Here is a 19,633-nt window from a genome sequence, read left to right as displayed (position 1 = left end):
TTCCGCCTGCTCTGGTAACCGAGCGACCCACTTGGGGCCCAGCTCAGGCCGTCGCCCCCTGGGGCGCCGGTGCCGGCTGGAACATGAACATCGAGTAGATCACGTTGCGGCGCATCTGGGTCATCATCTCGAGGAACATATCGTAGCCCTCGTTTTTGTATTCGATCAGTGGATCCTTCTGGCCGTAGCCGCGCAGACCCACCGATTCGCGCAGGGCATCCATCGCCTGCAGGTGCTCGCGCCAGAGGGTGTCGATCTGCTGAAGGATGAAGTAGCGCTCGGCTTCGCGCATCAGCCCGGGCCGCTGCTGCTCGATCTGGCCCTCTTTGATGTCGTAGGCGTTGCGCAACTGCTCCTGCAGGAAGGCCTTGAGCTCCTCCACCCCCAGCCCTTGGAGCTGATCCGGGGTGAGGTCTTCCAGCAGGTAGATGAACTCCTTGGTTTTGTCCACCAGACGGGTGAGGTCCCACTCCTCGGGGGGTAACTCGGGGTTGACATAGGCCTCCACGATGTCGTCCACCGTGCGCTCGCCGTAGCCAATTACCTGGGCCTTGAGCTCGCGGCCCTCGAGCACGCGACGGCGCTCGGTGTAGACAGCCTTGCGCTGGTTGTTCATCACCTCGTCGTATTCGAACACCTGCTTGCGGATGTCGTAGTAGTACGTTTCCACCTTCTTCTGAGCCCCCTCCAGCGAGCGGGTGAGCATGCCCGATTCGATCGGCATGTCTTCCTCCACCCGGAAGGCATTCATCAGCCCGGCGACGCGGTCGCCACCGAAGATGCGCAGCAGGTTGTCTTCCAGCGAGAGGAAGAAGCGGGTGGAGCCGGGGTCGCCCTGGCGGCCGGCGCGGCCGCGCAATTGGTTGTCGACGCGGCGGGATTCGTGGCGCTCGGTGCCGATCACGTGCAGACCACCGGCCTCGCGCACCTGCTGCTCGTTTTGCTTCACCACGGCGTCGTATTCGTCCTTCACCTGGGCGATGCAGTCGCGCAGGGCCTGGATCTGGGGGTCGTCGGTGGGGGCTTTTTCGGCCGCCTGGGCGATGCGATCGTCGAGCTCCAGCAGGGTGAGGCTGCGGTCGCCCCAGGCCGCCACGAGGGCTTTGGCCAACTGGCTGAGGGCCTGCTCAGTGGCTTCAGTGAGGGTGCAGGGGTAGAGGCTGCCGAGGGCGCGGGCGTCGCGGCTGGCCTTGGCCGAGGGAATGGGGCGGTGCTCGTTTTCGGGCCGCACCAGCTTGGGCAGCAGGATCTCGCGCAGCTTGAGGCGCGCCATGTAATCGCTGTTGCCGCCGAGGATGATGTCGGTGCCGCGGCCGGCCATGTTGGTGGCGATGGTGACGGCACCCGCGCGGCCCGCCTGGGCCACGATCTCGGCCTCCCGCTCCACGTTTTCCGGCTTGGCGTTGAGCAGGTTGTGGGGAATCTCCTGCTCGGCCAGTAGAGCACTGAGCAACTCCGATTTCTCCACGCTGGTGGTGCCCACCAGCACCGGCCGGCCGCTCTGGTGCACCTCGGCGGTTTCCAGGGCCACGGCACGCCATTTGGCGGTTTCGGTTTTGTACACCTGATCGGTCCAGTCGGCCCGGGAGCGCACCCGGTTGGTGGGCACGATCGTGACTTCGAGCTTGTAGGTTTTCTCGAATTCCACCTCCTCAGTTTTGGCGGTGCCGGTCATGCCGGCCAGGCGCGGGTAGAGCAGGAAGAAGTTTTGGTAGGTGATCGAGGCGAGCGTTTGGGTTTCAGGTTGGATCTCCAGCTGCTCTTTGGCCTCGATCGCCTGGTGCAACCCATCGCTCCAGCGGCGGCCCGGCATCACCCGGCCGGTGAACTCATCCACGATCACCGCATCGCCGCTGCGCACGATGTAGTTGACGTCTTTGGTGAACAGCTCCTTGGCCTTGAGGGCGTTGGTGATGAAGTGGGCCCAGGGGTCGTCGGGGTTGAACAGGTCGCTCACGCCCAGCATCGCCTCGGCCTTGGCATAGCCCTCGTCGGTGAGGGTGACGTTGCGCTGCTTCTCGTCAACTTCGTAGTCGCCCTCGGGATCGATGCCGTCTTTGCCCATCTCGGCGGCGCGCTCCAGAGCGTCAGCCACCTCGGCGGCGCGGCGGTATTTCTCCTGAGGGCGCTCGATCTGGCCGGAGATGATCAGCGGCGTGCGGGCCTCATCCACCAGGATCGAGTCCACCTCGTCGATCACGCAGAAGTTGGGCGCGCGCTGCACCACCTCGGCGATATCACTCGCCATGTTGTCGCGCAGGTAGTCGAAACCCAGCTCGCTGTTGGTGGCGTAGGTGATGTCGCAGGCGTAGTTGGCGCGGCGGGTGGCCGGGTCCATCTCCTGCTGGATCAGGCCCACCGAAAGGCCCAGGAAGCGGTGCACCTGGCCCATCCACTCGGCGTCGCGGCGCGCCAGGTAGTCGTTCACCGTCACCACATGCACGCCGCGGCCGGTGAGGGCGTTGAGGTAGGCGGGCAGGGTGGCCACGAGAGTTTTGCCCTCGCCAGTTTTCATTTCGGCGATCTGGCCGTCGTGCAGCACCATGCCGCCGATCAGCTGCACATCGAAGTGGCGCATGCCCAGCACCCGCTTGCCCGCTTCGCGCACCACGGCGAAGGCCTGGGGCAGTAGCTCATCGAGCAGGGCCCGCTCCTTGGTGGCATTGCCGGCCACCTGCTCCAGCTTCTGGCGGAATTCGCCGGTGAGGCCGCGCAGCTCGTCGTCGGAGAGGGGGGCGATCTCCTCTTCCAGCAGGTTGATATCGGAAACGATCGGCTGGTAGCGCTTCAGCTTGCGGGCATTGGGATCACCCAGCAGGAGCTTGAGCATGGAAGGGGCCGATCAGTGCTGGGGCCAGCCTACTGAGGGCCATGGCCACCCCTACTTGGATTGATACACTCAAGCCAATGTCTTCAGTTTTGATGCGCCTATCGATCCTTGTGGTTTCCCGCACAGCACGGCTGTTGAACAGGTTTTTGGATTCTCTGAATCAAGCCTGCAGCCTAGATCCTCTGCAAACGGAGGTCCTGTGCTCTTGGAATGGATCGGCTGAAGAAGAGCGCTGCATAACCAATACTAGTCGCTACGATTTTCATATTGCCCAACATATTCCTTATCACTTTGCCAGCAACATCAACGGACTAATTCAAAAGTCCAATGCCGATCTGGTGATGATCGCCAACGATGATTTGATCCTCGATCCCCAATGCGTCAATGCTGGGGTCGAAACCTTGGAGAGCCGATCGGAGATTGGACTGGTTGGAGCAGTACTGCGCACGGAATCAGGGACGCTCAGCCATGCCGGCATCAACTTTGATGCCAGAGGTTCGGCCTACCACATCCTCGATCAGCTAGTGCCGGCCGACCAACCGACCGTGGCGGTCACGGGTCCTGTAGCGGCGGTGACCGGAGCGCTGCAATGGATTCGGAGGGCCGATGCCCTAAACCAGCCCCTCAATGAGCAGTATCGCGTTTGTGGGGAAGACGTGGAGCTCTGCCTCGATGTGCAGCAGCACCTCGGCAAACAGGTGTGGCTCTGCGCAGAGGCCCACGCCATCCACGAAGCCGAAAGCACCAGAGAACATGACCCAGATCAAGCCGCCAACAGCGAAGATCTACTGCGGCTGCGATCGCGCTATCACAACTATCTAGCCCAGGCCAGCACCGAGCAACTGCGGCGATTGCTAGACCAGCAGCAGAGTGAAAGCCTGCAACTGCGTGGGCTGATTCAGCAGCGTCATGCGCAGCTTGATGAACACCACTTGGCCCTGGAGATGGAGCTGCAAAGGCTCCGCCAGGATGCCCGGGCAATCGAAGATCTCCAGGAAGAGCGACTCCGGCTCAAAGCACTGTTGGAGCGCAGTCCAGCGGCATTTGTCCGCTCGGAGGGCCAGCAATGAGCATGCAGGCCCGCGGACTAGAAGGCTTGCGCGTGCTTGTGACCGCAATCGATCTGGAGCAAAGCGAACACCGCGGCATCGCTGTATATAGCAAAGGGGTGCTCGGGGCCCTGCGCCGAGCTGGGGCCGAGGTGTGGCTGCTGACCCAATTTGATCCCACCATGGCGGACGTGCGCGCCAGTGGGCTGCCCAGCAACACCAAAAACATGATTGTCTCAGCGCGCGTACTGGAAAGCCTGAACAGCGGGAAGCAAGCAGACTTCGCCACCCAAAACCAACACGAATTTCTAAGACGGATCCCACTATATAAAGCCCTGAAAAAGCTACGAACCCTGGCCGAGGAGCTAACCGGAACACTCTTCCCCAAGCGACGCTTTGATCAACGCAACCTCAAAGTGTTGCCGGTTCAGCAAATCTTCGACAATCCGTATCTACAGAGCGAGCGGCTTGGCTTTCTCAAGCACGTTGATGGCCTGATCTGTGCACGAAATATTTATGTGCACTCGTTTCGCTTGGCCCAACAGCGTGCAGGCCATGTATTGCAACTTGATCTCCAGGGCTTTGACGGGGTGATCACCACCTGCCCACTAAACATAAACGTTCAAAATGTTCGATTCCTGGTGCAGAGCATCCACGATCTAATTCCGCTTGAATATGCACAAACGAGTGATCACGTAATCGGCTTCTCCCGCCGGTTGCGTGCCTGCGCCGATGCTGGCCGCTTGTTTGTATCGGAATCCACCCGCCACAAATACGAAACAGTCATCCTGCAACCAACTCACACCAAACCGCATGCCAGTGGCGTGGTGACTCAATCCCCGTCACTGGCGTTTCCCGCCGATGCCTGCGACTGGGAAGCCCGGACTCCTGAACTTTCGCTGTACAGCGAAGGGCAGCGGCGGCTGCAACCGCTCCAACCCTGCCGCTATCTGCTGTTCAACTCCTCGGTGGAGCCCCGCAAAAACCTGCTGTTTGTGCTGAATGCGTTTATTGAGTCGGGGGTTGAGCGCCAAGGCATCAAGCTGTGCATCACCGGCAAACTGAAAGCCGATCGCTACAGCGCCAAGGTGAAGGGCTTGGTGAACAGCCATCCCGACGTGCTGCTCACGGGTTATGTGGATGAAGCCACCAAGCGCCAGCTGTTTCTCAACGCCCTGGCGGTGGTGAGCCCCTCCCTGGTGGAGGGCTTTGGGATCCCCGTGCTCGATGCCGCCTGCCTGGGCCTGCCGGTGATCGCCAGCCCCTCGGAATCGCACCGGGAGATCCAGCAGATGAATGATTTCGAACAGCATGTGCTGCTGTGCAGCACGCTGGAAACCAGCGACTGGGCCAGTGCCATGCGGTTGGTGGTGGGCCGGATGGAGCGCCAACGGCGGGAGGCCCTGGAGGGACGCCCCGGCCACCTGCACTCCCAGCAGCAAAGCCTGTGGCTCGATGAGCTGCGCCAGCAACGCATCCGCCGCTACCGGCAGCTGCAGCAAACCATCGATGCCGCGTTCCAGGCCTCGATCAGCCGCGTCATCCACACCGAGCTGGCCATGGGCCCTCAAGGGGAAGCCACATCCACCATCAGCTCCCGGATCTGAGCCACCTGGGCGGCCACACTCATCTGCTGGGCCAAGTGATAGCCCGCCTCCGCTAGATGCTGCCAGGCACGCTGATCCCGGCGCAGCTGCTGCAGATGAGTGGCCAGCACGGAGCCGTCATCGTGTGGGGGAAAGAACAGCGAGCTCCCCTCGTGAAACTCCCGGTGCACCGGAATCTCACTGATCAAGGTGGGCAATCCTTCCGCCTTCGCTTCCAACACGGGGTAGTCGAACCCCTCCTCAACGCTGGATGAGATCAAGGCCAAGCTCTGGCGCAGATGCTGCACCAGCTCCTGGGGCGCACAAGACGGGATCCAATGCACCTGCTCAGGGCGGGGCAACTGCCCCCAGAGGCGCCGCAGCAGCAGGCTCTGCCGCCCACCGCGACCAACAATGCGCACGAAGCCACGCCAATCGGGCAGCCGCCGCTGCACACCGGCCAGAGCCTGCAGCAGCGCCGGCAGGTTCTTGTTGGCGTCGTGCCGGGCGAGCACCAAGAGATCTTCACTGGCCGGAGCGCTGATGCGCTCACGCACAACCTCAATCCCATTGGGCACCACAGCAATACGGTCAGCGGCCACACCGAAGTCCAGCAACTGGTCGGCCACGTAGCGGCTGATCGCCAGAACCCTGGTGGCGCAGCGGAGATGGCGCGGCTGCCAGAGGCGATAGCGCAACCAGGCCTTACGGCTGTTGGGAAGCACCAGGGGCGTGAGGTCGTGGCAAGTGATCAACTGCGGCACCTGGGGCCAACCGAGCAGAGCCTCGAAGAAGGGTGAATAGATGACCTCAAGCTGCTCAACCGCCAAATCTCTCTGGGCCAGCAGGCTGGGAAGGGACAGACCGTGCTGAACTAGGCCATAGCGCTGCAGCAGCGCCATCGGCTGACGAGGCGCCTGGGGAGGGGGGGCCGGCGACCAGATCTCCGGATCAACCAGCACACCATGGCCAGCGGCGTCGAGCTGCAGGCGCAGGCCGGGGAGGCCGGGCACCACCCGCTGCACATAGCTACCGAAGCCTGAGTGGCCAGGCAGCCAGGAGAGCAGGTTGATCAGCTGGGCCACATCAGGCTCCGAGTCAGATCAAGAACGGCAGGGAGGGCCGTTCGCGGTTGAGCAGCTTGAGCGCCACCCAAATGCCCACCAGGTTGATAGCCAGCAACACCACACCCAGCGCCCATTGCACCTCCCCCACCATCAAGGTGTGCCGCAGTGGGCTGAGGATGCGATAGAGGGGGTTGAGGTCGGCCGTCCAGGCCATCGACCCCAGGCTTGTCTTCTGGTAGAGAATCGGCGACAACAAGAAAACGAGTTGCAGCAGGATCGGCACCAACTGGTAGACATCCCGGAAGCGCGCACCCAACAAGCAAACGATCACCGGCAGCCAATAGATGAACAGGCCCAAATTGAGCAGCGGCAGCCAGCCATGCAGCAGGAGATTGAGCAGCAGGTTGTGCTGAAACCAGCTCAAAGCCAACACCACCAGCAAAAAAGATTGGGTGAATGTTTGCAGCTGGAAGGCCCACTCCTCCAAGGTGTAGAAGATTGGATTGAGATTGGTGTTGTGCACATGGGAATGGTTGTGCTCAAACAGGTTGGGCGCCGAAGCAATGGCCGAGCTGATGCTGTTCCACACCACCAGGCCGAGACCGAGATACACCACGTAGGTGTCAAAGTCTTGGACTTTGAACACGGTGCCATACACCAACGCCAGGGCGGCGATGGAGAAGAGATTGGACAGGCCGAGCCAGAAGCTGCCGAAGAACGTGCGCACGAAGCGAGCCCGGGTGCGGGCCGTGGCGGTGAACCACCAGACGCGCCGCATCGACCAGGCTTCCGCGAGAGTGCGACGCACCGAGGCCGGGGACGCGGATGACAGGGAAGAAGTGACCATCAGCTGCGGTGGTAATAGGCCAGAGCTGCATCGAGCGGCCCGTCAAACACGATCTGCCCTTCCTCAAACACCAGGCCCCGCTGACAGAACCGACGCAGCAACTCGTCGGAGTGGGAGGCCAACAGCAGGGTGCCGGTGGTGGCGAGGAAATCGTGCAGGCGCTGCTGAGCCTTGTCATAGAAACTGCTATCGCCGGCACCAAAGCCCTCATCCATGGCGAGGCAGTCGTGGCTGCCGGCGGTCAGCACGGCAAACAGCAACCGGGCTGCCATGCCCTGGCTATAGGTTTTCATCGGCAGGTGCACGAAATCTCCCAACCCCGAAAACTCAATCACATCAGCGCAAAACGGTTCAAATCCACGCAAGTTGCCGTTCACCAGCAGATAGTGGGCCTTGATGGCCTGCAGGCCACTGAGCTCTGGGCTGGTGATGAAACTCTTGTGGATCATGGGGAATACCCGCGTCCGCGCCTCAAAGTGACCGGCGGTGTGCTGATAGATCCCGGAGATCAGCCGCAGGAAGGTGCTCTTGCCTGCTCCGTTGTGGCCGATCAGGGCTACCCGCTCACCTTCCCGAACTGTGCAGGAGACATCCTGGAGTGCCGTGATGACGGCACCACCGCCGCGACGCCGCAGTTTGCCACCGGTAACCGAACGGATCAGGGTGGATTTGAGACTGCGGGTTTCGGTGGTGAGCACCGGAATGTCCAAACGCACCCCGTGCAGCTCAAGCACCGGAGGCCGCTCAGGGGATGAAAGGGGCTGGGGCAAGCAGGCAGCCAAGCGAGCATGGCCCGATGAGGTTAACGCCGGCCTGGAGACGCACCCCCACCAGCTAACCCAATCAACTGGCGCTGCCACACCTGCCGGGCAAACAGCTGCCGGTAGCGGTCCCGGGCCTGGCGGCCCAGAGAGGCCCTCCAGGCAGGCTCGGCGGCCAGGCGCTGCAGTACCGCGGCCAAGTCAGAGGGGGCTTCCAACCAGGCCAGCCCGGGCAGCTCGGAGACCCAGGCCATGCCGGAACGGGGCAGGCGAAAGGCCAGGGAAGGAATGCCGGCGGCCATAGCCTCAAGCTGCACGATCCCGAAGGCTTCATTGCAGCGATCAGCGGGCAACACCAACACCTGGGCTGCGGCTAGACGCTCTAGCTTGGCGGCCTCATCTAGCCGCCCCCAGAACCGCACCGGCCCGGCCTGGGCCAGCCGCTCCAGCTGGGGCCGGCGGGGGCCATCCCCCACCACATCAAGGCGCCAAGGAGCTTGCAGGCTGGCCAGGGCATCCATCAACCAGTCGACCCGCTTGTAACTGTCGAGTCGGCCGATGAACAGCACCTGCAGGGGAGCGGCTGGGATGGCCGCAGCAGCCGGCCGGGGCGGCAGGGCCAAGGCGGCCGCCTCCAGTTGGGCATCGAGGCAACAGGGCAGCACCTGCAGCCGGGCTGGCCTGCAACCGCAGCGCTCCAGCTCCGCCGCCAGCACCGGTGACGTTGTGATCACCCGGGGCAGGTGCTGCACCAGCGCCAGGGCCAGCTGCTGGTAGAGGCCCACCAGCAGGCCCGCCGGTGTGGGCTGCACCTGCAAAAAGGCATGCCAATGCACGCTCAGCTGGCGGCGGGGCCGCAGCAGCCGGGCCAGCAGCACCAGCAGCAGCACCCCCGGGCAGGGCAGGTGGGCATGCAACGGCTGGGGGGAGCTGAGCAGCCGCCAGAGGGCGCGGCTAGGCAGGGGCAGCAGCACCCGGCCCAGGGCCAGGCGAGGCAATGGCATGCGCGAATAGGGCACCGGCAGTGGATCTGCTGCGGCAACCGCCCCAGCCGCGGCAACCTCCCCAGCCCACGCCTGCCCCACCAAGCTGAACACGGTGGCCGGCTGGCCCTGCTGCTGCCAATGCACCGCCAGCTCATGGGCCACCCGCTCCACGCCGCCGTAGCCCGGGGGCCACTCGCGCAGGAGCTGGAGCGTCACGGGGCGTAGCGGCTCACAAACAGCTCCTGCAGATCGGCCGCCAGCAGGGCACGGCGCTCCGGGGAGATCCAGCGGCTGAGGGCGGCGAGCTCGAGTGGCTGGGGTTGGTTGTCACGCGGGTTAAAAAGCACATGCTTCTTTACCAGCGGGAAACCGCGCGCCAACAGGCTCTGCCAGGCAAACAGGCTGGGATTGGCCTCATGGGGGCAACCGATGCCGTAGCGCTGCAGCTCCTCGCCCATGGCGGGATCGTCGAGCAGCCCGGCCACCAGGGGATAGGCCGGCCGCAGGGCCACGTCGGCGGCCAGCAGGGCCTGGGACAGGCCGATCTCACCGGTGTCAATCAGCTCGTCCTTGCTGCCAAAGGGTGAAAAACCCAGCCAGAAGCGCAGCCAGGCGGCGTGCTGCAGCAGCGCGGCATTGGCGTGGAGCAGATAGGACTGCAGATGATATGAGCCCCGTTCGGCGGAATCGGTGAGGCTGGCCAGCAGGGGAGCCTCGCTGGCCTGGCCGGCCTGATCCCAGGCCGCCAATTGGCTGAGCAGAGCCTGATCTGCCGCCAGGGGCAGGGTGCTGTCGTTGCAGAGCACCAGCGAGCGCAACCCCGCCACCACGGAGGGATCCTGCAGCAACAGCAAGCTCAGATCCTTGTAGGCGCCAAGGCAGAGGCCGAGGTTGGTGCGTTCGGCGAGCCACACCCCCTGGCCCTCCAGCTCGGCGGCCCGCTCGACCTGCAGACGGCTGCTGGAACACACCACCTGCCAGCCGGCCCGCTGACAGGCCAGCAGGGCCTGGATCCAGCTGCGGGGCAGCAGGCCCCTGGAGTCGTGGTGGTGGAACAGCAGCACCCGATCCGGCGACCGCTGGCGGAGGCGGGCCAGCAGTTGCTCATAGTTGCGGCCGCGGCCGTAGGGCGACCAGAGGGCCTGATCCAGCCGCGCCCGGGCCTCGCGGTAGGCCTGGGTGGCCTGCAGCGCCTGGGGAGGCAGCGGCGATGGCGGCCCGCCGGCCAGGGCCCGCGCCACGGCCCGCCAGAGGTCGAGCTTGGCGCGGCCCGTTGCCGGCAACCTGGCGAGCATTGGCGCCGCCAGCACCAGGCCGCGACGCCGCTGGCGTACCAGGGCGGCCAGGGTGGCCGCCAGCAGCCGCCGCTGGCTGAGGCGGGGATCCTGGCTGCGCACCAAGCGATGGAGGGTGGCCCGCACCTTCATCGCGCCAAGGGCAACTCCAGCCAAGGATGACGCTGCTGCAGGGTGCGGGACAGGGCCCGCCAGCTGCGGTTGGTCACCGTTTGGCTCATGGAGCTGCCATGGCTGCGGTACACCGCCAGCAACCGCGGGCACTGCACCCCGTGGTAACCGGCGGCGATCAGCTTGCACCAGAAGTCGTAGTCCTCCCAGCCGCCCTCGATGTGGGTGTAGCCACCCACGGCCTGCCAGGCGGAGCGGCGCACCAAAGCCATCGCATCCACCGTGTTCTCCCGCAGCAGCCGCTGCTGCTGCCAGGCGGCTGTGATCACCAGGCTGCGTTGCTCATCCGGCCGGCCCGGCTCGGCCTCCACGGCCAACAGCGGATGCACCACGGCCAGGCGGTCGATGCCGCCCTCAGCCAAAGCCAGGCAGGCCGCCACGGCATCGGGGTAGAGGGCGTTGTCGGCATCGAGCACGAAGCACCAAGGAGCCTGCGCGGCCGCAAAAGCCGTGTTGCGGGCTGCCGCCAGGCCGGCATTGCGGCTGTGGCGCAGCAACTGCAGCCGCACAAAGGGATGGTCACCAGCCGCCAAGAGGGCCTGCATCCAGGCCTCCACCACCGCGGTACCCCCATCCGTGGAGGCATCGTCGACCACGATCAATTCCAGCTGCCGCTGGCGCTGGCTGGCCGCGCTGTTGAGGGCGGCACTGATGCGATCGGCGTAGTTGAACAGGCTCACCACCACGGCGGCCCGGGGGGCCTCCGGCAGCTGCCAGCTGAACAGGGTTTCGGCGGGGGGCGAAGGGCGCTCCTCGGCCAGGGCCTGCAGCGGCTGGCCAGCCAGCTCGGCCCGCAGGTCGGCCGGGGTGAGCGGCGGCTCCTGCTGCAGCAGCCGGGCCGGCGATGCCGCCAGCACCGCCAGGGCGGGATCCAGCTCCCGCTCCATCCACACCAGGGCTGCGGCGCGGGCCGCAGCGGCCGCCAGCCAGCCGGCCTGGGCGAGGGCCGCGGCGGCGGTGGTAACGATCAGCTCGGGCCAGCCTGGCCGGTAGTCGATGGCTGGGGCAGGGGCAGCCGCGGGGTCAGCACTCTCCTGGGCCAGGGATTGATCCCAAGCAGGGCCAGCAGGCCCCAGCACAATCACCGCAGCTGCTGCAGCGGAGGTGGCCGTGGGCGGGGCAAAGCCAAGCTCGGCTGCCCACGAGCTCCTGTGGGCAGCAGCAGGCTGATGTAGCCAGCCGTTGGGGGCTGCCGCTGGATCGAGCCAGTAGGCCGGCAGCCCTAGGGCCCTCAGCAAGCACACCCGTGGGAGGTAGGGGTCCCAGATCACTTGCTGGTGCCGCAAATGGTCCAGCCAGTGCTGGGCACGCTCCGGGGGCGGCACCTCAAGGTTGATGGCGATTCGCTCCAAACCACCCTCACCGGCCGCAGCCGCGGGGAAGGCGAGCAGCAGGTTGTGGGGGTCGGGGCTTGGATCGGGCAGCTGGACACCACCCAGCTGTGGGATGGGCAGCTGTTGAAGCCACAGGTGCGCTTGCCAGCTGGTGAGCGGCACACCACAAAGGCTGATCAGCGCCTTGGGCGCGAGGGTGGCCACACTGGGATAGCGGGGTGCGGGGTGGTGGCACCAGGTCTGTAGCCAGCCAGGCCAGGCGATGGGATCGGCGGCGAGATTCTGGGGCGTCGGCACCACTGCGCCACCGCCAACCAAGGCCGGGGGAGGATCGGCGGCCGGCCAACGGCGACAACCTGGGGTGAGCAGGGCCCGGTGCAGACGGCGAACCCGGCGATGGAGCATCAGCGGCACTGGGGACGAGAAGCTGCGCCGATGTTCGGGGCGGATCAGGGCAAGGGCCTGCCGCCGTTGTTCAGCGCCGGGCCGCAGCTCCGGCAGCACTGCCAACAGCCGCTCAAGCTGAACCTCAGGCTCGCGAAACCAGGCATCGAATTCAACCACTGCCAAGGGCAGATCCGCTGGTGCCGCATGCAGGGGCTCCAAGCTGTGGCGCCACCAGAGCTGCTGGGCACGGGCCAGATCCATCCCGGTGATCGGCCCATCGCGGCGGATCAGCGAGCGGGCCACCTCGGCGGGATCACGCACCGCTAGCAGCAGGCGCAGGGGAATCTCCAGCTCGGCGGCCACATCCAGCCAGAGGGGCAGCAGGCGGCTGGTGCGGGGGTCCTTGATGGCCCAGGGGGCGCTGTGGCGGTGGCGCTGGGGACGCAGCAGGGCCAACAGCTGCTCGCGCACGGCAGCTGTGGCGGGATGCTGCAACCAGCCCTCGGGGAGCGCCAGGCAACCGTTGGCGGAGGGCCACCAACGATCCAGATCAATCAGCAACCGCTCCTGCAGCGCCACGAGCTCCTGCCATTCGAAGTAACCCTCGGGGTTGTGCAGATCGGCGCCGATCAGTTGCCCGGGAAGCTCCACCCCCAGCGCCTGCAACAGCGAGCCCAGCAGCGAGGTGCCACTGCGGTGCATGCCCACCAGCAGAATCAGGGGAGCGGGTGTTGACACCGGCTGACATCGGGCAGGTCCCGACCCTAGGCCCCAACTCCTGATTGCCCCCCATTGGCGTGGCCCAGCTGCTCCCCCTCAACCTCAAACGGCGCCTAGGACTGCGCTCCCCGCAGCCCCTGCCCCACTTCCTGGGGCTCGGAACCCAGAAGGGCGGCACCACCAGCCTGCACCGCTTGCTGGCCCAGCACCCCCAGGTGTTTCTGCCGTCCTGCAAGGAGGTGCACTACTTCTCCCTGCACGACCAGGAGCCGTTGGGGTGGTACGCGGCGCACTACGCCGCAGCCCGAGCCGGGCAGCTGCGCGGCGACATCAGCCCCTACTACCTGTTCCATCCGCGCGCGCCGCAGCGGATCCGCGCCGTGGTGCCGCGGGCGCGGCTGATCGTGCTGCTGCGCAACCCGGTGGAGCGGGCCTTGTCCCAGTTTTTTCATGCCCGGCGCCATGGCTTCGAGCCGCTGGAGCTGGAGGCAGCCCTGGCGGCCGAACAGGAACGGCTGGAGGGCGCCTCTGCCCGACTGGCGGCACCGGGGAGCAGCGACTACAGCCACCAGAAACACAGCTACGTGAGCCGCAGCCGCTACGAGCTCCAACTGGCCCGCTACGAGGCACTATTTCCGCCGCAGCAGCTGTTGGTGCTACGCAGTGAGGATCTGTTTGGCGCCACCGAGGCCTGCTGGCACCAGATCCAGTCCTTCTTGGGGCTGGCGGCGGTAGCCCTTCCAGCACCCCTGGAGCAGGCCAATGCCGGCCGGGGGGAAGCGGCGGCGGTGCCTGAAGCGGTGCGCGCCCAGCTCCGGCGGCAGCTCACCCCCACCATCGCCGCCATGGCCGAGCGCTACGGCGTCCACTGGGACTGACCCCGAGATCGAGGACCCTGACTGGCACTCCCGGGCCCGGGCGATCAGAGGGGAGCTCTCTTTCCCATGCTGTCCTGAATCTGTACAGCTTGTACAGATTCAGGACAGCATGGGTTTCAATGCCCCACCCCGGACGTGAGCGTTGGGCCTCACCACCCGAGGGAACACCGTTGCCGCAGGCGGGCCCAGGCCCGCCGCACGCGGTCGCGCCGCCCGTCCGACTGACCCGCCACGGGCTGGCCCCGCACCCGCAGCAGCAGGGGCACGGTGAGGGTGGCGGGATGGCTGATGCCGTGCTCCCAGAGGCCGTCTTCTCCCCAGCAATCGCCGTGGTCGGCGCAGGCCAGGATCGTGCCGCCGGCAAAACGCGCCAGCAGCGGCCCGAGCTGGCCATCCACCCATTCCAGGCAGGCCCGCTGGCGGCACCGACTCTCGCTAGCGGAGCACTCGGCCCCGCCGAAGGGCACGCAGGGGCTGGGCCAACGCTCCCAGGGGGCGCCCGCATGCCAGTAGGGCACGTGGGTTTCGCCCACATTGAGAAACAGAAACACCGGCTGCTCGGCCGGCGTTGCGGCCAGCTCCGCCTCGATCCAGGCCAGCTGCGCCTCCAGGCTCCAGGTGTTGCCGGCGAAGTGGAAGCGCTCAAAGGGCTCGGCCAGCACAGCACCGGTGGCGCTGGCGGTGTTGAACCACTCCACGGCGCCACTGCCGAGGGTGCGGTAGCCCTGTCGGCGAAAACCCTCGATCAGGTTGGCGCCGTCCAGGCGGAAGCTCTCCTCACCATCACGGCCTGCATGTCCGGCAAAGGCCATGCGGAACAATTTGCCCGCCTTGGGGTTGAGCCAGGGCTCGCTGCTGCCCACTACCCCCGGGGTGAAGCCCATCCAGAAGGCGGCATGGCTGCCGTAGGTGAAGTAGCTGGGGGCCAGGGCACGGTGCAGGGGCCCGATGGCGGCGAGGTGGGGGATGGTGCCGGCGCGGTGGGCGGCCAGAAGCGTGTCGTAGCGGCAGGAATCCAGGCTGAGCAACAGCACCGAGCCCGGGGTTTCGGGAGCCATCAGGCCTCCCCCGGGCCGGCAGGCACAATCCCGAGAATCTCGTCCTCCTCCAGGCAGAGGTAGCGAATCGCCGCGCGGCCCGCCCAGGAATAGGCGATGTGCAGCTCACCGGGCTGCCCCTCCAGGAGGGTGGGGTAGGCGAGCTGACCGTTCAGGCTCCAGTTGGCGGTGCCGCAGAAGCCAAAACCGGTGTCGATGTCGCGGATCCAGGGCCAGGCTTGGCCGTCGTCGCCGGAGAGGGCGATCGCGAGGGGCCAGCGGGTGCGGGGCCAGTTGGCGTCACCCCAGGCCTGGGGTGCGGCTGGATCGGGCTCGAAGCAGAAGCGGTTGTAGATCATCGCCAGCCGGCCGCTGGCCAAGCGCACGGCCTGGATTGAGCTGTTGTTGTTGGGCAGCTGGGTGGGCTCGGGCTCGCTCCACTGCTCGCCCTCAAGGCTGGAGCGGGACACATAAATGCGGTCGGCCAGGCGAGAGCGGAAAAACTGCAGCAGGCTTAACCCATCGGCGGCCAGCACGATCGAACCATGCACCCGGCCGGTGCTCTCGGGGACGGCAAACAGATGCTCGCCAGCTGCGACGAGCGCGCCATCGGCCTCCAGCAGCAGCACCTGGGAATAATCGTGGCCGAAGGCGCCGCCGGTTTCGAGGCTGCGGTAGATGGGCAAGAGCCAGCGGCCATCGGGGCGCTGCAGGGGCGGGTGACGGCAGAAGGCGGGCTCATCGATCAAATCGCTGGCGCGGCTCCAGGCATCTGGGCCCCAGCTGGCTGGATCCGCAGGATCAAGGCCCTCCAGGGGCAGGCTCTGGTGGCGCAGCTGGGCGGTCCACTGCATCGAAAAGCTGCTGCCCGCCTCCCAGAAGGGCTCATCGAGGGAGCGGGAGCGCTGGGCGGTGTGCACCAGGTGCAGCCGGCCGCCGGCCACATAGAGCAGCGGATTCTGCTCGGAGCGCTCGGGATCCTGCGACACCAGCTGGGGCTCACTCCAGCTGCCGGAGCCGGCGGCCAGGAGCGACAAGTAAATCCCCATGCCGGCGGTGCCCTCCTGGCCGCCGGCCATCCACACACAGGCCAGGAGCTCCGGCCCCAGCCAGCAGAGCTGGGGGGCGTGGTTTTGGGGGCCGGCGGGCTCCAGCAGGGCCCACACACCGGGATCGAGCGGCGTGCGCACCAGCCGGCCCCAGGCGGCCTCCGTGGCGAGATCCAGGGCACTGGTGGCAGGTGAAAACATCAGCCAGCGAACGCGACGCCACCCATGAGATCAGCAGGAAGCCGATCCCGCAAACGGGCCTCCCACTGGGGCAGAGCGGCGGCCACGCTGGCCTGCAGGGCGTAGGGGCTGTAGCGGCTGCGCACCGCCTTGGAGCTGCTCAGCAGGGCGGCCAGCACCTCGGGCTGATGGTTCTGCAGCGAGCGATTGAAGGCCGCCACGGCCTCCACAAAGCCAAACCAATCGCCGTAGGCGACCTCCAAGGCCACGCCGTGCTCGGCACCAAGGGCCAGCAGCTCGCGGCCGCCGAGGCCCGAATACCCCACCAGGGCGCAACCACAGGCCAGCGCTTCCGCCAGGGGCAAACCAAAGCCCTCGGGATGGCCAAAGGCCAGAAACACGAGGCTCTCCTGCAGGATGCGGGCGACCTCGGCCTGGGGCTGCTTGTGGATCGGCACCAGCTGCCAGCCGGGCCACCAGGGCTGGGCCTGGAGCAGGGCCGCCACCACTGCCGCATCACGGCCGTTTTTGCGGGGCATGTAGGCGATCTGACGCCGCTTGGGGCCGCCGCCGGGGCGAAACAACTCGGGTTCGATGGCATTCACCAGGCGACTCACCCGCTCCCGGCCCAGGCCAAAGCCCTGGGCCAGCAGCCGCTCGTCGTGCTCCGACACGCACAGCACATGCAGCAGCTCGGGATGGCGGTAGAGGCGCAGCACCTCAGCGGGATCGGGGGCGTCTTTGGGTTTGCCTGTACCGAAGCTGTAGGCGCCGTTTTGGTTGAAGATCAGCTTGGGCAGGCCGGGGGCGTAGCGCTCAAACACATTGAGGAAGGTTTCCGGCAGCACCACCACATCGCGCTCGGGCGAGAGCTCCACCGCGCTGCGCCACGCCTGCTGGCGCCACTGCTTGAGGCCGATGGTGGCCACCGCGCTGCGGAACCAGCCGGGATGAAAGCCGGCCTGCTCCTGGATCACGGTGGCTTGACGCCCGCAGGCGGTGAGGGCCTCGGCGAAGCGGTGCATCTGCTTGACGCCACCGATCGGCCGCTCCAGATCGGGATGGAGGGCCAGCCAATAGCGGGGCAACGGCGCCACCATCACGGCTCAACCTGCAGCAAGGAGCCGTAGAGCTGCCGCTCCAAGGCAGCCCAGCGGGGATTGTCGGCATAGGCGGCCTGGAGATCGGACGGGCTGAACCACTGCGCCAGATCCCGGGTGTAGCGGTTGCGATTGCGCGCCGCAACCAGCCTCACGCGCCAGCGGGCCCGGCGGCCAATCGGCTCATGGCGGGCCAGGCAGGCCAGGAAATCGGCCTTGAGCTGCTCCACCCGCAACAGAGTCCAGCGGTCGTTGATGCCGAAGCGCTCCAGCCACCAATCGGCCGGCAACCACTCCTGCTGGCGCTCACGCCAAAACAAGCCACGGCGCATCGGGGCCAGATCCACCTCCAAACCCATGAGTTTGCGCTTGTGCTGGACGTTGCTCAGCAACCAACTCGGCAGGCGCCGGAAATTGGCCACGGGCTGGCGGCCCGCCAGGGGCAACGCGGCCCGGGCGGGGTGATCGGCCGGGGGGAGATGCTTCACCGGGCTGGCTTGGTCGTCGTGCCAGAGCAACGGCACCCCGCTGGCCACAAACAGCTGATCGGTGGTGGTGCCGGCGGTTTTGGGCAGGTGCACCCATGCTAGGTGCGGAGTGATGATCACACCGGCAACTCCAATGCGCCGATCTTGGCAAGCCAGGCGAGGGCGTGCTGCAGATCGGCCGCTGAATGTGCAGGTAAGCGTTGCGCCAACGCTGATGGGGCGAGGCTGAAGGGATCGCTGCGCCCCTGACACAGCTGGCGCAGGTGCAGGCTCAACGGGCCGAGGGCCGGCAGCTGCAGCGCGGGCTCCGCCGCAGCCGAGAGGCTGCTGTAAATCCGCAGCGTTTCCATCGCATCGAGCCGCTGCAGCAAGCGCTGGGGGTCAATTCGCAACGCACCGTGCCACTGGTGCCACTGGGTGGACCAACTGGCGAACTGACGCCAAGGCGAAGGCGGCAGCCGCTCAGCAGCAGCCGGGGCCGCTCGGCGCAGGGCGCTGAGCTCGGCAACCAGAGCATGGATCTGGCCCACCACCTGCTCCCAGCTGTAGAGCGCACGGGCCCGGGTTTGGCCCGCTTCACCCATGCGGCGGCGCAGCGCGCCATCGGCCAGCAGCTGCTCGAGCGCCGCCACCAACGGCTCTTCTGCCACCACCACCTGCCGCATCGCTGTAGCCATGGCTACGTCGTAGCTGAGCCGCCTCAAGCTGAGATCGGCGAGGTGATGGGCGGCATCGGGGCCTGGCTGGCTGGTTGGAATCAGCATCCCCGTGGAGCCGTGCACCACCGTGTCGCGATAGCCATTCCAATCGGAGGCAATCACCGGCAAGCCACAGGCCATGGCCTCCACGGGCGTGAGCCCGAAGGTTTCCTGGAGGCTGTCGGCCAGCGACACAAACACATCGGCTGCCGCCCAGGCCTGATCGCTCAACACCGCATCGCCACCATCCAGGAGCCGCAGCTCAAACCACGGCTTGAAGTGGGCCTGGGCCTGCTGCCAGGCCCGTTGGGTGGCCTTGCTCCGGGCCGTGCCGAGCACGAGCAAGCAGGGCGGCCAGCCGGTGGGTTGCTGGGCCGCCCGCCGCTGGGCCACCCGGGCCAGGGCCTGCAGCAACACACCAGGGTGAGCTTTGACGTGAAAGTCCAAACGTCCAACAAACAGGAGCACAGGCTGCTCCGCCGGAATCTGCAGGGCGGCCCGTGCAGCGGGGCGCTGCCGGCGCAGCGACGCCAAATGCTCCACATCGCAGCCCAGGGGAATCACCGGCAGCTGGGGTCCGCGCCAGGCATGGAGCTGACCACCAAAGCGACGGGCCAGGGTTTCGGCTTCCTGCTGGAGCACCTGGTGCACCGCTTCGCGGGCACAGCGACTGGTGCAGATCAGGGCATCCCAGGGCTGGAGGGGGGCGGCTGGAAAGCGCCGCAGGGCCTCCAAGGCGCCCAGGCTGGAGAGGGTGTGGGTGAGGCCGATCAGGCTCCATGCCGCCGAGCCGCCTGCATGCCACTGGCGCAGCTCGGCCCAACGAGCCAGGTTGGGGTCGGCCACAAACAGGCCATCCACGCCGGTGAGGCGATCGAGCTTGTCGAGCGGCCAGAGGTGCAGTGGCAACGGGGGGCGGCGGCGGCGCAGCTCCTGCTGGAGGCCGCTGAGATCCTCCTTTCGGGTGGCAGCGATGGTGAAGGCGGGGCCGGAACAGGCATCGATCAGGGCGCCCAGCAGCCCCACCTCGGCCTGCTGGCGGCCCATCTTGCGCTGGGCATTGGCGTAGGCGTCTGCGGCATAGAGCACCCCCAGCTGCGCCGCGGGCTGCATGGAATCGGGTTGAGCACGGGGGGCCTGCACCGGTCAAGCTTCCCAGAGCATCCGCCA

At 66.5% G+C, this 19,633-nt stretch carries 15 protein-coding genes; 3 read left to right on the top strand and 12 right to left on the bottom strand.

The window, feature by feature from the left end:
* Window positions 1-43 precede the first annotated feature (43 nt).
* Window positions 44-2,830 (bottom strand): preprotein translocase subunit SecA, encoded by a 2,787-nt coding sequence (gene secA, locus KBY70_RS06205; protein WP_254987825.1) that lies wholly within the window; start codon window positions 2,828-2,830, stop codon window positions 44-46.
* 41 nt (window positions 2,831-2,871) lie between these two features.
* Between secA and KBY70_RS06200 the strand changes: the two genes are divergently transcribed.
* Both KBY70_RS06200 and KBY70_RS06195 read left to right on the top strand, forming a co-directional pair.
* Complete coding sequence (locus KBY70_RS06200) at window positions 2,872-3,900, top strand: hypothetical protein (RefSeq protein ID WP_254987824.1); 1,029 nt, start codon at window positions 2,872-2,874, stop codon at window positions 3,898-3,900.
* A gap of 32 nt (window positions 3,901-3,932) precedes the next feature.
* Window positions 3,933-5,486 carry a glycosyltransferase gene (locus KBY70_RS06195; protein ID WP_254987881.1) on the top strand — a complete coding sequence of 518 codons (1,554 nt, stop codon included), beginning with the start codon at window positions 3,933-3,935 and terminating at the stop codon, window positions 5,484-5,486.
* Here the strand turns inward: KBY70_RS06195 and KBY70_RS06190 are convergent.
* Genes KBY70_RS06190 through KBY70_RS14475 form a run of 6 tightly spaced genes read right to left on the bottom strand, consistent with a single transcriptional unit; the run spans window position 5,447 to window position 13,051 of the window.
* Window positions 5,447-6,550, bottom strand: a complete 1,104-nt coding sequence (locus KBY70_RS06190) for a glycosyltransferase family 4 protein (protein WP_254987823.1) — start codon at window positions 6,548-6,550, stop codon at window positions 5,447-5,449. The two genes, KBY70_RS06195 and KBY70_RS06190, sit on opposite strands and share 40 nt — an antisense overlap.
* A gap of 13 nt (window positions 6,551-6,563) precedes the next feature.
* A complete protein-coding gene (locus KBY70_RS06185; protein WP_254987822.1) occupies window positions 6,564-7,340 on the bottom strand; it encodes an ABC transporter permease in 777 nt (258 codons plus the stop codon).
* Between the two features lie 38 nt (window positions 7,341-7,378).
* Window positions 7,379-8,149: an ABC transporter ATP-binding protein gene (locus KBY70_RS06180; RefSeq protein ID WP_254987820.1), complete on the bottom strand. Its 771-nt coding sequence runs from the start codon at window positions 8,147-8,149 to the stop codon at window positions 7,379-7,381.
* A 32-nt stretch (window positions 8,150-8,181) separates the two neighbouring features.
* Window positions 8,182-9,342, bottom strand: coding sequence for a glycosyltransferase family 4 protein (locus KBY70_RS06175; protein WP_254987819.1), 1,161 nt, complete (start codon window positions 9,340-9,342; stop codon window positions 8,182-8,184).
* On the bottom strand, window positions 9,339-10,577 hold the full coding sequence (locus KBY70_RS06170) for a hypothetical protein (RefSeq protein ID WP_254987885.1): 1,239 nt from the start codon (window positions 10,575-10,577) through the stop codon (window positions 9,339-9,341). Before KBY70_RS06170 ends, KBY70_RS06175 begins: the two co-directional genes overlap by 4 nt.
* Entirely contained in the window at window positions 10,550-13,051 is a 2,502-nt protein-coding gene (locus KBY70_RS14475; RefSeq protein ID WP_254987818.1) for a glycosyltransferase, read from the bottom strand. Before KBY70_RS14475 ends, KBY70_RS06170 begins: the two co-directional genes overlap by 28 nt.
* 59 nt (window positions 13,052-13,110) lie before the next feature.
* On the opposite strand from KBY70_RS14475, the gene KBY70_RS06160 reads away from it, so the two are divergent.
* Complete coding sequence (locus KBY70_RS06160) at window positions 13,111-13,911, top strand: sulfotransferase (protein WP_254987817.1); 801 nt, start codon at window positions 13,111-13,113, stop codon at window positions 13,909-13,911.
* Between the two features lie 149 nt (window positions 13,912-14,060).
* Here KBY70_RS06160 and KBY70_RS06155 read toward each other — a convergent pair whose 3' ends face one another.
* From KBY70_RS06155 to KBY70_RS06135, 5 genes are read right to left on the bottom strand one after another with little or no spacing between them, the layout of a single operon-like run.
* A complete protein-coding gene (locus KBY70_RS06155; protein ID WP_254987816.1) occupies window positions 14,061-14,969 on the bottom strand; it encodes a hypothetical protein in 909 nt (302 codons plus the stop codon).
* On the bottom strand, window positions 14,969-16,198 hold the full coding sequence (locus KBY70_RS06150; RefSeq protein ID WP_254987814.1) for an exo-alpha-sialidase: 1,230 nt from the start codon (window positions 16,196-16,198) through the stop codon (window positions 14,969-14,971). The genes KBY70_RS06155 and KBY70_RS06150 overlap by 1 nt, the downstream gene beginning before the upstream one ends.
* Window positions 16,198-17,277 carry a glycosyltransferase gene (locus KBY70_RS06145; RefSeq protein ID WP_254987813.1) on the bottom strand — a complete coding sequence of 360 codons (1,080 nt, stop codon included), beginning with the start codon at window positions 17,275-17,277 and terminating at the stop codon, window positions 16,198-16,200. Before KBY70_RS06145 ends, KBY70_RS06150 begins: the two co-directional genes overlap by 1 nt.
* Window positions 17,277-17,858, bottom strand: a complete 582-nt coding sequence (locus tag KBY70_RS06140) for a hypothetical protein (protein ID WP_254987812.1) — start codon at window positions 17,856-17,858, stop codon at window positions 17,277-17,279. The genes KBY70_RS06145 and KBY70_RS06140 overlap by 1 nt, the downstream gene beginning before the upstream one ends.
* A 23-nt stretch (window positions 17,859-17,881) precedes the next feature.
* The gene (locus tag KBY70_RS06135) at window positions 17,882-19,576 is read right to left on the bottom strand and encodes a glycosyltransferase family 4 protein (RefSeq protein WP_254987810.1); all 1,695 of its coding nucleotides are present in this window, start codon (window positions 19,574-19,576) and stop codon (window positions 17,882-17,884) included.
* Window positions 19,577-19,633: the final 57 nt, after the last annotated feature.

The sequence above is a fragment of the Cyanobium sp. ATX 6E8 genome (assembly GCF_024346335.1).
Classification (GTDB): Bacteria; Cyanobacteriota; Cyanobacteriia; order PCC-6307; family Cyanobiaceae; genus Cyanobium_A.
The sequence above is the reverse complement of the archived record's forward strand: the minus strand, read 5'-3'. Positions and strand labels throughout refer to the sequence as shown.